This window comes from Klebsiella sp. OBRC7 (assembly GCF_000293135.1).
Lineage (GTDB): Bacteria > Pseudomonadota > Gammaproteobacteria > Enterobacterales > Enterobacteriaceae > Klebsiella > Klebsiella michiganensis.
In genome coordinates this window covers 19,636-34,204 of record NZ_ALNJ01000142.1, presented here as the reverse complement: position 1 = coordinate 34,204, position 14,569 = coordinate 19,636, and the positions used below count along the sequence as shown (strand labels likewise).

Below are 14,569 nucleotides of genomic sequence, written 5' to 3'. Positions count from 1 at the left end.
ACCCCAGTTACGTACTACTCGTACGCTCCTGGGGATTCTCTGCGTCGCCGCCTTCCTGCAACTCGAATTATTTAGGGTTATGGCTGGCGGTGTGGAATCAGGCGGTCAGACGGTTGGCGTCTTGCGCGATGACCAGCTCTTCGTTGGTCGGAATGACGATAGCCGGGCGAGTGCCTTCTTTGTTGATGAAGCCAGACTTGCCGAAACGGGCTGCCAGGTTACGCTCGTGATCAACTTCAAAGCCCAGTACGCCCAGTTTGCCCAGAGACAGTTCGCGAACCATCGCGGCGTTCTCACCGATACCACCGGTGAATACGACGGCGTCCAGACGACCGTCCATTAGCGCGGTGTAGGAGCCGATATATTTCGCCAGGCGGTGGCAGTAAACGTCCATGGCACGTTTAGCGTCAGCTTTTTCCTGGTAGTTGTCTTCAACGTAGCGGCAGTCGCTGGTCACTTCGGTCAAACCGAGCAGACCGGACTCTTTGGTCAGCATTTTGTTGATGGCGTCTACGCTCATGCCCAGGGCATCGTGCAGATGGAAAATGATTGCCGGGTCGATATCGCCAGAACGCGTACCCATAACCAGACCTTCCAGCGGAGTCAGACCCATGGAAGTGTCAACGCATTTACCGTTGCGAATAGCGGAAACGGAACCACCGTTGCCCAGATGGCAGGTGATGATGTTCAGCTCTTCAACCGGTTTGTTCAGAACTTTCGCGGCTTCCTGAGTCACATAGAAGTGGCTGGTGCCGTGCGCGCCGTAGCGACGTACGCCGTGTTCTTTGTACAGGCTGTACGGCAGGGCATAGAGGTAAGATTCTTCCGGCATGGTCTGATGGAACGCGGTGTCGAACACGGCAACGTTCTTGTCTTTCAGATTAGGGAAAGATTTCAGCGCCTCAGCGATACCGATCAGGTGCGCCGGGTTGTGCAGCGGAGCGAAAGAGGCGGAGTCTTTGATTCCCTGAATCACGGAGTCATCGATAACAACGGAGCTGGTGTATTTTTCACCACCGTGAACGATGCGGTGGCCGATTGCGGTCAGCTGAGCAGACAGTTCTGGTTTTTGTGCCAGAATAGTGTTAACGATAAAGTTCAGCGCTTCACTATGAGCAGCGCCAGCGCCTAATTCGGCTTCTTGCTTGCTGCCGTCCATTTTCCATTTGATACGGGCTTCAGGAAGATGGAAACATTCTGCTAAACCAGACAGGTATTCGTCACCGTTGACGGCATCAAGGATAGCGAATTTCAGAGAGGAGCTACCGCAGTTCAGAACCAGTACTAACTTACTCGACATGGAAGTACCTTTTATGATACGTGGCTAAAAAAACGTCAGTGTGTCACAAAGCGTAGCGCAGGATGACATCGACATTTATGATTAACATCATGCCTTGTACTGTTTTCGGGCACGATGAGAGAAGTACATTTGATTTTATGTCATTTTGCATAATTTTCAGCCGGTGGCAGAATATGCGATAATTTGACTAACCTGGTAAAAGGGTCTAACCGCCCCTCAGGTGCGCACAGAATACCTGATTGAGGCCGCCATTGCCAAAATCTTTTGAACGTTGTCATGCACAGTTGGTGTTTTGCACAAATTTTTTAAGTTTTATATGTAAAGTTGAGGTAAGCCATGTCCGGTCCCGAGAATCGCCCTGTGAGTTTTTTTGGCTTGTTTCGCCACGGGCAGCACTATGCAAAGACCTGGCCTCTGGATAAGCGCCTTGCCCCGGTGTTTATTGAAAACCGTATTATTCGCGCCACGCGCTATGCGATTCGCATCATGCCGCCGGTGGCGATTTTCACGCTGTGCTGGCAAATCGCCCTCGGCGGCCAGCTGGGCCCGGCCGTGGCTACCGCGCTGTTCGCGCTGAGTCTGCCGATGCAAGGCTTATGGTGGCTGGGTAAGCGTTCGGTAACGCCGCTGCCGCCATCGATACTGAACTGGTTTTATGAAGTACGGGGTAAACTGCAGGAGGCGGGACAAGCGCTGACGCCGGTTGACGGCAAGCCGGATTATCAGGCTTTAGCTGACACGCTTAAGCGCGCCTTCAAACAACTGGATAAAACTTTCCTTGATGATTTGTAATTGCATCGGGAAAACGCATATAAAAGAAGGCGCATAATTGATGCGCCTTCTTTTTTCACGTCGTAAAAGTGCCACAGGAGTCAAAAATGGAAATGACCAATGCGCAGCGTCTGATTCTGTCGAATCAATACAAAATGATGACGATGCTCGATCCGGACAACGCGGAACGCTATCGCCGCCTGCAGACCATCATTGAGCGTGGATACGGGCTGCAGATGCGTGAGCTGGACCGCGAGTTTGGCCAGCTTACCGAGGAAACGTGTCGTACCATCATTGATATCATGGAGATGTATCACGCGCTGCATGTCTCCTGGACGAACCTGAAGGATGCCAGCGGGATTGACGAGCGTCGGGTCACCTTCCTCGGCTTTGATGTAGCGACCGAAGCCCGCTATCTCGGCTATGTCCGCTTTATGGTTAACGTTGAAGGGCGCTACAGCCACTTTGACGCCGGCACCCACGGCTTTAACGCCCAGACCCCGATGTGGGAAAAATACCAGCGCATGTTGAGCACCTGGCACTCCTGCCCGCGTCAGTACCATTTAAGCAGTAACGAAATTAACCAAATTATCAACGCCTGATGGAGGTTCTCGTGCAGTGTAAAGGTTTCCTGTTTGATCTTGACGGGACATTGGTCGATTCGCTGCCGGTTGTGGAGCGTTCATGGTGCAAATGGGCGGATCGGTTCAGTATCCCTCATGATGAAGTGCTGAACTTCATTCATGGTAAACAGGCGATAACCTCGTTGCGTCATTTTCTCCCCGGCCGCAGCGAAGAGGAGATTCAGGCAGAGTTCACCCTGCTGGAAACGGTAGAAGCAACGGATACGGATGGCGTAACGGCGCTGCCGGGCGCGGTGGCGTTGCTAAGGACGCTCGATCGCGCGGGGATTCCGTGGGCGATCGTGACGTCGGGGTCGATACCCGTCGCTCACGCTCGTCATCGTGCCGCGGGACTGCCTGAGGCGAAGGTTTTTGTTACCGCCGAGCGCGTAAAGCACGGGAAACCCGCACCGGACGCCTACCTGCTGGGGGCCGAACTGTTGGGGCTGGCGCCGGGGGATTGCGCCGTCGTGGAGGATGCGCCTGCCGGTCTGCTCGCCGGGCTGAATGCCGGCTGTCGCACCATCGCGGTCAATGTGCCCGCCGATGCGCCGCGTCTTGATGAAGCGGATTTAGTATTAACGACGCTGGAGAGCCTGCAGGTTGAACGCCTGCCTGACGGCAACGTGAATATTATCCTTAAAGATTAATCTCATGATTTAGCCCCGCGCCGGCGGGGCTTTTTTATGCCAGACTTCTAACTCCATCTTCTGACAAGGATAAGTTGTGAACGGTGAATTGATTTGGGTGTTATCTCTTCTTGCCGTAGCTGTCGTGCTCTTTGCCACCGGAAAAGTGCGCATGGACGCTATCGCATTGCTGGTGATTGTCGCTTTCGTTCTCAGCGACACTTTAACGCTCAGCGAGGCCTTCTCCGGCTTTAGCGATCCTAACGTTATTCTTATTGCCGCGCTTTTTATTATTGGCGATGGGCTGGTGCGCACCGGGGTCGCCACCAAAATGGGCTCCTGGCTGGTGAAGGTTGCCGGGAACAGCGAAACCAAAATGCTGGTCTATTTGATGCTAACCGTTGCCGGATTAGGGGCGTTTATGAGCTCGACCGGCGTGGTGGCCATTTTTATTCCCGTGGTGCTCAGCGTGTCGATGCGCATGAACACCTCCCCTTCGCGGTTGATGATGCCGCTCAGTTTTGCCGGACTTATCAGCGGGATGATGACCCTGGTGGCCACACCGCCCAACCTGGTCGTCAACGGCGAACTTTTACGCGAAGGGCTGCAAGGATTCAGCTTTTTTAGCGTTACGCCGATAGGTCTGGTGGTGTTGGTTCTGGGCGTTTTCTATATGCTGGTGATGCGCTTTATGCTTAAGGGAGACGAAAGCGAACAGGTTAGAGATGGGCGCAAACGCAGCACCTTCCGCGATCTTATCAAAGATTATCATCTCACGGGGCGCGCGCGCCGCCTGGCCATTCGCCCCGGCTCGCCGATGATTGGCCAGCGCCTGGACGACCTGAAGCTACGCGAACGCTACGGGGCGAACGTTATCGGCGTTGAGCGCTGGCGGCGCTTCCGGCGGGTTATCGTTAACGTTAACGGCGTATCGGAGTTCCGCGCTCGCGACGTTTTGCTGATCGATATGTCGGCGTCTGACGTGGATTTACGCCAGTTCTGCGGCGAGCAGATGCTCGAACCGATGGTGCTGCGCGGTGAATATTTTTCCGATCAGGCGCTGGACGTGGGGATGGCGGAAGTCTCTCTGATCCCGGATTCCGAACTGATTGGCAAGTCGGTGCGCGAAATCGCCTTTCGTACCCGTTTCGATTTGAACATCGTGGGGCTGAAACGCGATGGCAAAGCCCTTGACGGCGCGGTGACCGATGAAGCTTTGCAGCTTGGCGATATCATGCTGGTGGTGGGCAACTGGCGGCAGATAGCGCTGCTGGCTAAGCGGGGCCGTGACTTTGTGGTGCTGAATATGCCCATCGAGGTCAACGACGCCTCGCCGGCGCACAGCCAGGCGCCGCACGCGATTTTCTGTCTGGTGCTGATGGTCGCGCTGATGCTGACTGACGAAATTCCGAACCCTATAGCGGCCATTATTGCCTGCCTGCTGATGGGTAAATTCCGCTGTATTAACGCCGAGAGCGCCTATAAAGCTATCCACTGGCCGAGCATTATCTTGATTGTCGGAATGATGCCTTTTGCTCTGGCACTGCAGAAAACCGGCGGCGTGGATCTGGTGGTTCAGGGACTCATGGACGTGGCGGGGAGCAAAGGACCGTACCTGATGCTTGGCTGTCTGTTTGTGATGTGCGCGGCTATCGGCCTGTTTATTTCCAATACCGCCACCGCGGTGCTGATGGCGCCCATTGCGCTGGCCGCGGCAAAGTCGATGGGCGTTTCGCCTTATCCCTTTGCGATGGTGGTCGCCATGGCGGCCTCGGCGGCGTTTATGACCCCGGTATCGTCGCCGGTGAACACCCTGGTGCTGGGGCCGGGGAAATATTCATTCAGCGATTTTGTCAAAATCGGCGTACCGTTCACCCTCCTGGTGATGGTGGTGTGCGTCCTGCTGATCCCGGTGCTGTTTCCGTTCTGATTCAGCGGCGTCCTTCCCCGGTCAGGCTGACGCTGGCCGGGGAACGGTGGGGTTTATAAAGGCGAATCCTGACTAATTTCATCGAGGGAAAGATGGAAGCTCGGGACAAACACCTGCATAAAGTAGTCCATCTCTGCGCTGCGGCGCGATTCCAGCGTTTTCTCAAGGCGGCCTTTGGCCAGCAGAAATTCATTGTTCCCCGCCGATAGCTCTTCCAGACACTTCAGGTAGGCGCAAAGCGCATCTGCCTGCTTGACAAGGGATTTTTCCTCTTCGCTGTAGTGATGTTCATCGATCAGCGGTTCAAAAATGTCGCGCAGTTCATCAGGAACCATATCGACCAGCTTCTGCTGGGCGATTTTTTCGATGGCTTTGTACTCTTGCGCGATCTGCGAATTGAAATATTTTACCGGCGTCGGCAGGTCGCCGGTCAGGACTTCCGAGGCATCGTGATACATCGCCAGCAGCGCGATGCGTTCGGCGTTAACCCGCCCGCCGAATTTACGATTTTTGATCGCCGCCAGCGCATGGGCCACCATCGCGACCTGTAAGCTGTGTTCGGAGACGTTTTCAGTGCGCACATTACGCATCAGTGGCCAGCGGTTGATCAGTTTCAGGCGGGAGAGGTGGGCAAAGAAATGACTCTGACTCATAGGAACCCTTAATCAGTTACGACGTCGGGTGCCATTGTGCGCAGGGATTGCCGCCGGATGCAAATCCCGGCGGCTGGACAGATAAAATCAGAGCTGATGATAGCCGGAAAGGAAACGCCCGAAACGGGTAATTGCCATTTCAAGATCGTCTTCGCGCGGAAGGGTCACAATACGCACGTGGTCCGGCCACGGCCAGTTAAAGGCAGTACCCTGAACCAGCAGGACTTTCTCCTGCAGCAGAAAATCGAGCACCATCTTCTGGTCATCGTGAATATTAAAGCGTTTAGCGTCGATTTTCGGGAACATATACAGCGCGCCTTTCGGCTTAGTGCACGAGACGCCCGGAATGTCGTTAATCAGCTCCCAGGCGCGATTACGCTGTTCATACAAGCGTCCGCCGGGAACAATAAATTCGCTGATGCTCTGATAGCCGCCGAGAGCGGTTTGGATCGCATGCTGGGCCGGGACGTTGGCGCACAGGCGCATAGAGGCCAGCATTTCCAGGCCTTCGATATAGCCTTTTGCGTGTTTCTTCGGCCCGTTCAGCACCATCCAGCCCTGACGGAAGCCGGCAACGCGGTAGGTTTTTGACAGGCCGTTAAAGGTAACGGTGAGCAGATCGGGAGCCAGCGGCGCTATTGAATGGTGCTGCGCTTCATCGTAGAGGATCTTATCGTAGATCTCATCGGCGAAAATAATCAGGTTATGCTGGCGGGCGATCTCGACGATCTCCATCAGCAGCTCTTTTGAGTACACCGCGCCGGTTGGGTTATTCGGGTTGATAATCACGATGCCGCGGGTACGCGGGGTGATTTTCGCGCGGATATCGTCGAGGTCCGGAAACCAGTCGGAGGACTCATCGCAAAGATAATGCACCGCTTTACCGCTGGAAAGCGCGACCGCGGCTGTCCACAGCGGATAATCCGGCGCCGGGACCAGCATTTCATCGCCGCTGTTTAGCAGCGCCTGCATGGCCTGCACGATAAGCTCCGAAACGCCGTTACCAATATAGATATCTTCGACCGTCACATCACGCATACCGCGGGCCTGGTAGTGCTGCATGATGGCCTTACGGGCGGAATAGAGGCCCTTTGAATCGCTGTAGCCCTGCGAGGTAGGGAGGTTGCGGATAACGTCAACGAGGATTTCGTCAGGCGCGTCAAAGCCAAACGGCGCTGGGTTGCCGATGTTCAGCTTCAGGACTTTATTGCCTTCTTCTTCAAGGCGTTTCGCCTCTTTCAGAACCGGGCCGCGGATGTCGTAACAGACGTTATCTAACTTGCTGGATTTTTCGATGGGGGACATGAACCTTGACCTTTTAGCTGTTATCGCCACTCCCTGCCGTGGAAGTCAGCACGGAATAATGTACTCCGCCTCCCCGCTGTTTTGAAGGGTTAACAGGAGAAGATTTTGCTATTCATCGCTTTTTGGTTTAATCAATTTCTCTGGTGGAAAGCGCTTTTGTTTATACATTACACCTTTAATAATTTTATTGATGGTCTTATATTGTGCCTGGTTGTGTTTTGGTGAACGTTTATCTGGTTTGTTGATTTAAAGAGGACCTGCGCTTGTTTTTTGCGCGTTAAACGAATCATTGTCTGGTGAACGTTTAATTCACAATATGCTGAAGGTTGTAACAACTTTGCTAGATATTTTTAATGAAAGTATTTAATAGCTAAGTGAGTTTTATTTTATGCAAGGAATATTCTTAGATTTGTTAATTTAATTAAAGCGCTGACCAGCATTTAAAGTGGCCTGAGATAATACTGATTAACGCTTATAAATATTGTGGTTTTCGGTTAGAATATCGCCGTTAATACCGACATACGGCTATGCCAGGTAGCTTATTTCTTTATTAATACATTGTTATTGCAGGTTTTTGTTCTGCCTGAGCCCAATGGCAAGGTTTGTCGCCGGTGAGGATGCAGACAATGGTCATTGACGGCTATTTTTTGCGTCACATCACAAAAAAATGCGTCGTAATTAAAAGTGCTTAGGCGTACGAGCAAAATATTACTCTGAAATTCCGCGCATTTGCTGCGGATGAGTGCTTTCTAATGCAATAACGTTCGTCCAGTTGTTCATCCGTTCGTCTCTGGCGGGTAACGCGAAGCTTAAGGATTAGCCGGAAGCCTGGAGCACAGCATCAACAAGGCAGGTAAGCATTAGCCGCCTGAATGTGAAGCAAATATGATAAATGAAAATCGTTCGATACTAAATTTAGACCTCGATCTCTTGAGAACCTTTGTTGCCGTCGCCGATCTCAGTACCTTTGCCGCTGCCGCCGTCGCGGTGCGCCGGACCCAGTCAGCGGTTAGCCAGCAGATGCAGCGGCTGGAGCAGCTGGTTGGCAAAGAACTTTTTGCTCGCCACGGGCGCAACAAGCTTCTGACCGAGCAGGGCATTCAGCTGCTGGGCTATGCGCGGAAAATTCTGCGCTTTAATGATGAAGCCTGTATGTCGCTCATGTTTGGCAGCCTGCAGGGAACGCTGACCGTGGGAGCCTCTGATGAGACGGCGGATACCATTTTACCGTGCCTGTTAAACCGGATTGGTAGTTTTTATCCCAGGCTGACGCTAGAAATCAAAGTCCTCAAACACCTTGATATCGTCGATATGCTGAAGAGCGGGGCAATCGATCTTGCGCTGACGACCCGACAAACCAAGGATTCTGACATGCTGACGCTGCGCACGTCGCCAACGCTGTGGTACTGCGCAGCGGATTATGTCCTCCCTCAGGGCGAGTCTGTCCCGCTTGTTTTGCTGGATGCCCCGGATCCGTTTCGGGAAGAGATCGTTGAGGTACTCAACGCCGCCGGCGTTGCGTGGCATCTTTCCCATGCGGCAAGCTCAATGGCGGGGGTGAAGGCGGCGGTGAAAGCCGGGCTTGGCGTGACCGCGCAGCCGGTAGAGATGATGAGCCCCGAATTTCGCGTACCGGGCCGGAGTGACGGTTTACCCGTACTGCCGGATACCCGCTACATGCTGAACTGCAATCCGCAGAAGGCAGGCGAGCTGACGCAGGCCATTTTTCAGTCGCTGAGCGCAGAGTACCAACCGTGGTCCACGCAGCGCGTTTATACTCCCGAAGGGGGAGATAATTCCCTAATTTCCTGAGCGGGAAAAGCTAACAAACATCACAAAAACTGGTAACAAAATGTAAGTGTAAAAACGAACCCCAGACGTGTGAAATTGCCGCTGCGGTTCGTTTTTTTCAAATTTTATTGATTAATAGAAACTTTTGTTGATTTCTTTTGAGCTAAATCAGTAAGTTAGATCCGCTCCTCCTCTCATTTCTCGACTTTTCTCTGCACTTTCAATACTTCCTGCTAATGTTAAAAAACCATCTGGTTTGTTGCTGTTTTCTTGGTTGAATTAACAAAAGCGTGTCGCAGATCAAGAAAATACCCCTCCTTAGGGGGAGGAATCGTGTCTGAATCCTGTCAAAATAGGCGGGCCATTTTGATTTACGGCGGAAACGGACACGATTCAACAACACTAAAGCCGAACAGTATGCAAGGTTATTCCGCATGAAAGGGCATTTAATGTTAATGAAAAAAATCCAATGTAAATTAATGTTGTGAAAACTTTTGTTAAAGTTGACAAAAGGTTAATGAAAGGAGTAAAAAGCCACCGCAACTGGCCTTCCACATCACCCAGGGACGCTTTTTTGCACGGCTATTTTTTTTATTCCTCCCCGTGAAACGCTGTGGCGTTCATCTGCCAGTAAGAGCAGAGGGTTTTAGCGCTACACTTTTTTGGTTAAGCAATGCGTATGTCAACATCCACTGAAGTCATCGCTCATCATTGGGCATTCGCTATATTTCTCATCATCGCTATCGGCCTGTGCTGCCTGATGCTCGTCGGCGGCTGGTACCTTGGCGGACGCGCGCGCGCGCGAAGCAAGAACACGCCGTTTGAATCCGGGATCGACTCCGTCGGTTCGGCTCGCTTACGTCTTTCTGCGAAGTTTTATCTGGTTGCCATGTTCTTCGTTATCTTCGACGTGGAAGCCCTGTATCTCTACGCATGGTCGACTTCTATCCGTGAAAGCGGCTGGGTCGGCTTTGTGGAAGCCGCAATTTTCATTTTAGTGCTACTGGCTGGTCTGGTTTACCTCGTTCGTATCGGCGCACTGGACTGGACGCCTGCGCGCTCCCGTCGCACGCTGGTTAACCCGGAAACAGACAGTCCCACTAACCGTCATACGCAGTAAAAGCGAGGCAATAAGATGGATTATACGCTCACCCGCATCGATCCTAACGGTGAGAACGACCGTTACCCCCTGCAAAAACAGGAGATCGTAACCGACCCCCTGGAGCAAGAAGTCAATAAAAGCGTGTATATGGGGAAACTCGAACACGCCTTGCATGACATGGTGAACTGGGGCCGTAAGAACTCAATCTGGCCTTACAACTTCGGCCTTTCTTGCTGCTACGTGGAAATGGTGACGTCATTCACCGCGGTGCATGACGTTGCGCGCTTTGGTGCAGAAGTATTACGCGCCTCCCCGCGTCAGGCTGACCTGATGGTGGTCGCCGGCACCTGCTTTACCAAAATGGCGCCGGTCATTCAGCGTCTTTATGACCAGATGCTGGAGCCGAAGTGGGTTATCTCGATGGGCGCATGCGCCAACTCCGGCGGAATGTACGATATTTACTCTGTCGTCCAGGGCGTGGATAAGTTTATTCCGGTCGATGTTTACATCCCGGGCTGCCCGCCGCGTCCGGAAGCTTACATGCAGGCGCTGATGCTGCTGCAGGAATCCATTGGTAAAGAACGCCGTCCGCTCTCGTGGGTGGTTGGCGATCAGGGCGTGTACCGCGCCAATATGCAGTCGGAACGCGAGCGTAAACGCGGCGAACGTATTGCAGTGACCAATCTGCGGACTCCGGACGAGATTTAACTTGCGCCTGCGGGCGGGATAAAAACTTCGCAAATCAATCTACTACAGCGCGAAGCCTCGCCGGCAGTCACCACGGACCTTTTGCAATGGTGAACAATATGACCGATTTAACCGCGCATGACGCCGCACCAGCCTGGCAAACCCGCGATCACCTTGATGACCCGGTGATCGGCGAACTGCGCAACCGTTTTGGGCCGGATGCCTTTACCGTTCAGCCAACCCGCACCGGCGTTCCGGTGGTTTGGGTGAAGCGTGAACAGCTGCTTGAGGTGGGTGATTTCCTGAAGAAATTGCCGAAGCCTTACGTGATGCTGTTTGACCTGCACGGCATGGACGAACGTCTGCGCACGCACCGCGACGGTTTACCCGCCGCGGATTTTTCCGTTTTCTATCATCTGATTTCAATAGACCGCAACCGCGACATCATGCTCAAGGTTGCCTTGTCTGAAAACGATCTGCATCTGCCGACCTTCACCAAACTGTTCCCTAACGCCAACTGGTATGAGCGTGAAACCTGGGAGATGTTTGGCGTGACCTTCGATGGTCACCCGAATCTGCGCCGCATCATGATGCCGCCGACCTGGGAAGGCCATCCGCTGCGTAAAGACTACCCGGCGCGCGCCACCGAATTTGACCCGTTTGAGCTGACCAAAGCCAAACAGGATCTGGAAATGGAAGCGCTGACCTTCAAACCGGAAGAGTGGGGCATGAAGCGTGGGACCGAAAACGAGGACTTCATGTTCCTTAACCTCGGCCCGAACCACCCCTCCGCTCACGGTGCGTTCCGTATTATTCTGCAGCTTGATGGCGAAGAGATCATCGACTGCGTGCCAGATATCGGCTACCACCACCGCGGCGCCGAGAAAATGGGCGAGCGCCAGTCCTGGCACAGCTACATTCCGTATACCGACCGTATTGAATATCTCGGCGGCTGCGTTAACGAAATGCCTTATGTGCTGGCGGTTGAGAAACTGGCGGGGATAACCGTGCCGGATCGCGTCAATGTGATCCGCGTGATGCTCTCCGAGCTGTTCCGTATCAACAGCCATCTGCTGTACATCTCCACCTTTATTCAGGACGTCGGGGCGATGACGCCGGTGTTCTTTGCCTTTACCGACCGTCAAAAGATCTACGATCTGGTGGAAGCGATTACCGGTTTCCGTATGCACCCGGCCTGGTTCCGTATCGGCGGCGTCGCGCACGACCTGCCCCGCGGCTGGGATCGCCTGCTGCGCGAATTCCTCGAGTGGATGCCGAAGCGTCTGGATTCCTATGAGAAAGCCGCGCTGCGCAACACCATCCTCATCGGTCGTTCGAAAGGGGTTGCCGCCTACAACGCGAAAGAGGCGCTGGAGTGGGGCACCACCGGCGCGGGCCTGCGCGCGACCGGCATCGGCTTCGACGTACGTAAATGGCGTCCCTATTCTGGCTATGAAAACTTCGACTTTGAGATCCCGACCGGCGGTGGCGTCTCCGACTGCTACACCCGCGTGATGCTGAAAGTGGAAGAGCTGCGCCAGAGCCTGCGCATTCTTCAGCAGTGCCTCGATAACATGCCGGAAGGCCCGTTCAAGGCGGATCATCCGCTGACGACGCCGCCGCCAAAAGAGCGCACGCTGCAGCATATCGAAACCCTGATTACGCACTTCCTGCAGGTTTCCTGGGGCCCGGTCATGCCGGCGCAAGAATCCTTCCAGATGATTGAAGCGACCAAGGGTATTAACAGTTACTACCTGACTAGCGACGGCAGCACCATGAGCTACCGTACCCGCGTGCGCACGCCAAGCTTCGCGCACCTGCAGCAGATCCCGGCCGCTATTCGCGGCAGTCTGGTCTCCGACCTGATTGTCTATCTGGGTAGTATCGATTTTGTTATGTCAGACGTGGACCGCTAATTATGCACGAGAATCAACAACCACAAACCGAGGCTTTTGAGCTGAGTGCGGCAGAGCGTGAGGCGATTGAGCACGAGAAGCACCACTACGAAGACCCGCGTGCGGCGTCCATTGAAGCGCTGAAGATCGTTCAGAAGCAGCGCGGCTGGGTGCCGGACGGCGCAATCTACGCTATCGCCGATGTGCTGGGGATCCCGGCCAGCGACGTAGAAGGCGTTGCGACCTTCTATAGCCAGATTTTCCGCCAGCCGGTGGGCCGTCACGTGATTCGCTACTGCGACAGCGTGGTGTGCCACATCACCGGGTTCCAGGGCATTCAGTCGGCGATTGAGAAGAAGCTGGATATCAAACCGGGTCAAACCACCTTTGATGGCCGCTTCACTCTGCTGCCGACCTGCTGCCTGGGCAACTGCGACAAGGGGCCGACCATGATGATTGATGAGGACACTCACAGTTATCTGACGCCGGAAGCGATTCCTGACCTCCTGGAGCGGTATAAATGAAAACCATTATTCGTACTGCCGAAACCCATCCGTTAACCTGGCGTCTGCGCGACGACAAACAGCCGGTATGGCTGGATGAATACCAGAGTAAAAACGGCTACGCCGGGGCGCGTAAAGCGCTTTCCGGTATGGCGCCGGATGAAATCGTCACTGCGGTAAAAGACGCCGGCCTGAAAGGGCGCGGCGGCGCGGGCTTTTCCACCGGTCTGAAGTGGAGCCTGATGCCGAAAGACGAGTCCATGAACATCCGTTACCTGCTGTGTAACGCTGATGAAATGGAGCCGGGCACCTATAAAGACCGCCTGCTGATGGAACAGCTGCCGCACCTGCTGGTGGAAGGCATGCTGATCTCCGCGTTCGCGCTGAAAGCCTGGCGCGGCTATATCTTCCTGCGCGGCGAATATATCGAAGCGGCGCAGCATCTGCGCCGGGCCATTGCCGAAGCGACCGAAGCGGGCCTGTTGGGTAAAAATATCCTTGGCACCGGTTTTGACTTCGAACTGTTTGTGCACACCGGGGCAGGGCGCTATATCTGCGGTGAAGAAACCGCGTTGATTAACTCCCTCGAAGGCCGCCGCGCCAACCCACGTTCGAAGCCGCCGTTCCCGGCCAGCTCCGGCGTCTGGGGCAAACCGACCTGCGTAAACAACGTTGAAACCCTGTGCAACGTTCCGGCGATTCTGGCCAACGGCGTCGAGTGGTATCAGAACATTTCGACCAGTAAAGACGCCGGCACCAAGCTGATGGGTTTCTCCGGCCGCGTGAAGAATCCGGGCGTCTGGGAGCTGCCGTTCGGCACCACCGCGCGCGAGATCCTCGAAGAGTACGCGGGCGGCATGCGCGATGGCCTGAAGTTCAAAGCCTGGCAGCCGGGCGGCGCGGGCACCGACTTCCTGACCGAAGCGCATCTCGACCTGCCGATGGAGTTCGAAAGCATTGGTAAAGCGGGCAGCCGTCTGGGCACCGCGCTGGCGATGGCGGTTGACCATGAGATTGGCATGGTGCCGCTGGTACGCAACCTGGAAGAGTTCTTTGCCCGTGAGTCCTGCGGCTGGTGTACGCCTTGCCGTGACGGTCTGCCGTGGAGCGTGAAAATTCTGCGCGCTCTCGAGCGCGGCGAAGGCCAGCCGGGGGATATCGAGACGCTTGAGCAACTGTGTCGATTCCTCGGTCCGGGTAAAACCTTCTGCGCGCACGCGCCGGGTGCGGTTGAGCCCCTACAGAGCGCGATTAAATATTTCCGCGAAGAATTCGAAGCTGGCATTAAACAGCAGTTCAGCAATACCCATGCAATCAACGGGATTCAGCCGAACCTGCTTAAGACGCGCTGGTAATCTAAAGGTTTTTTTATTTTGGAAG

At 54.3% G+C, this 14,569-nt stretch carries 13 protein-coding genes; 10 read left to right on the top strand and 3 right to left on the bottom strand.

Translation table 11 applies throughout. The features are described 5' to 3' along the window. Positions 1-97 precede the first annotated feature (97 nt). The gene (gene ackA, locus HMPREF1144_RS27365; protein ID WP_004123156.1) at positions 98-1,300 is read right to left on the bottom strand and encodes an acetate kinase; all 1,203 of its coding nucleotides are present in this window, start codon (positions 1,298-1,300) and stop codon (positions 98-100) included. A 336-nt stretch (positions 1,301-1,636) separates the two neighbouring features. On the opposite strand from ackA, the gene yfbV reads away from it, so the two are divergent. From yfbV to HMPREF1144_RS27345, 4 genes are all read left to right on the top strand, one after another. Beyond that, on the top strand, positions 1,637-2,092 hold the full coding sequence (gene yfbV / locus HMPREF1144_RS27360; RefSeq protein WP_004104090.1) for a terminus macrodomain insulation protein YfbV: 456 nt from the start codon (positions 1,637-1,639) through the stop codon (positions 2,090-2,092). Positions 2,093-2,178: 86 nt separating this feature from the next. Further along, positions 2,179-2,673, top strand: coding sequence for a YfbU family protein (locus tag HMPREF1144_RS27355; RefSeq protein ID WP_004852855.1), 495 nt, complete (start codon positions 2,179-2,181; stop codon positions 2,671-2,673). 11 nt (positions 2,674-2,684) lie between these two features. Beyond that, positions 2,685-3,344: a sugar phosphatase gene (locus HMPREF1144_RS27350; RefSeq protein ID WP_009654668.1), complete on the top strand. Its 660-nt coding sequence runs from the start codon at positions 2,685-2,687 to the stop codon at positions 3,342-3,344. Positions 3,345-3,420: 76 nt separating this feature from the next. Beyond that, positions 3,421-5,253 (top strand): SLC13 family permease, encoded by a 1,833-nt coding sequence (locus HMPREF1144_RS27345; protein ID WP_009654671.1) that lies wholly within the window; start codon positions 3,421-3,423, stop codon positions 5,251-5,253. 53 nt (positions 5,254-5,306) lie between these two features. Here the strand turns inward: HMPREF1144_RS27345 and yfbR are convergent, their stop codons facing one another. Beyond that, positions 5,307-5,906 carry a 5'-deoxynucleotidase gene (yfbR, locus tag HMPREF1144_RS27340; RefSeq protein ID WP_004852850.1) on the bottom strand — a complete coding sequence of 200 codons (600 nt, stop codon included), beginning with the start codon at positions 5,904-5,906 and terminating at the stop codon, positions 5,307-5,309. An 87-nt stretch (positions 5,907-5,993) separates the two neighbouring features. Then, entirely contained in the window at positions 5,994-7,211 is a 1,218-nt protein-coding gene (gene alaA / locus HMPREF1144_RS27335; protein ID WP_004852849.1) for an alanine transaminase AlaA, read from the bottom strand. An 885-nt stretch (positions 7,212-8,096) separates the two neighbouring features. Between alaA and HMPREF1144_RS27330 the strand changes: the two genes are divergently transcribed. The 6 genes from HMPREF1144_RS27330 to nuoF all read left to right on the top strand — a co-directional run bounded on the left by HMPREF1144_RS27330 (position 8,097) and on the right by nuoF (position 14,544). Next, the gene (locus HMPREF1144_RS27330; protein ID WP_004852846.1) at positions 8,097-9,023 is read left to right on the top strand and encodes a LysR family transcriptional regulator; all 927 of its coding nucleotides are present in this window, start codon (positions 8,097-8,099) and stop codon (positions 9,021-9,023) included. A gap of 652 nt (positions 9,024-9,675) precedes the next feature. Beyond that, positions 9,676-10,122: an NADH-quinone oxidoreductase subunit NuoA gene (gene nuoA, locus HMPREF1144_RS27325; protein ID WP_004123140.1), complete on the top strand. Its 447-nt coding sequence runs from the start codon at positions 9,676-9,678 to the stop codon at positions 10,120-10,122. A gap of 15 nt (positions 10,123-10,137) precedes the next feature. Next, positions 10,138-10,812, top strand: coding sequence for an NADH-quinone oxidoreductase subunit NuoB (gene nuoB, locus HMPREF1144_RS27320; RefSeq protein WP_002913178.1), 675 nt, complete (start codon positions 10,138-10,140; stop codon positions 10,810-10,812). A gap of 86 nt (positions 10,813-10,898) precedes the next feature. Continuing rightward, a complete protein-coding gene (nuoC, locus tag HMPREF1144_RS27315) occupies positions 10,899-12,707 on the top strand; it encodes an NADH-quinone oxidoreductase subunit C/D (protein ID WP_004104077.1) in 1,809 nt (602 codons plus the stop codon). A gap of 2 nt (positions 12,708-12,709) precedes the next feature. Then, positions 12,710-13,210 (top strand): NADH-quinone oxidoreductase subunit NuoE, encoded by a 501-nt coding sequence (gene nuoE / locus HMPREF1144_RS27310; RefSeq protein WP_004104075.1) that lies wholly within the window; start codon positions 12,710-12,712, stop codon positions 13,208-13,210. After that, positions 13,207-14,544 carry an NADH-quinone oxidoreductase subunit NuoF gene (gene nuoF / locus HMPREF1144_RS27305; protein ID WP_004852841.1) on the top strand — a complete coding sequence of 446 codons (1,338 nt, stop codon included), beginning with the start codon at positions 13,207-13,209 and terminating at the stop codon, positions 14,542-14,544. Before nuoE ends, nuoF begins: the two co-directional genes overlap by 4 nt. The last annotated feature ends 25 nt before the right edge of the window (positions 14,545-14,569 follow it).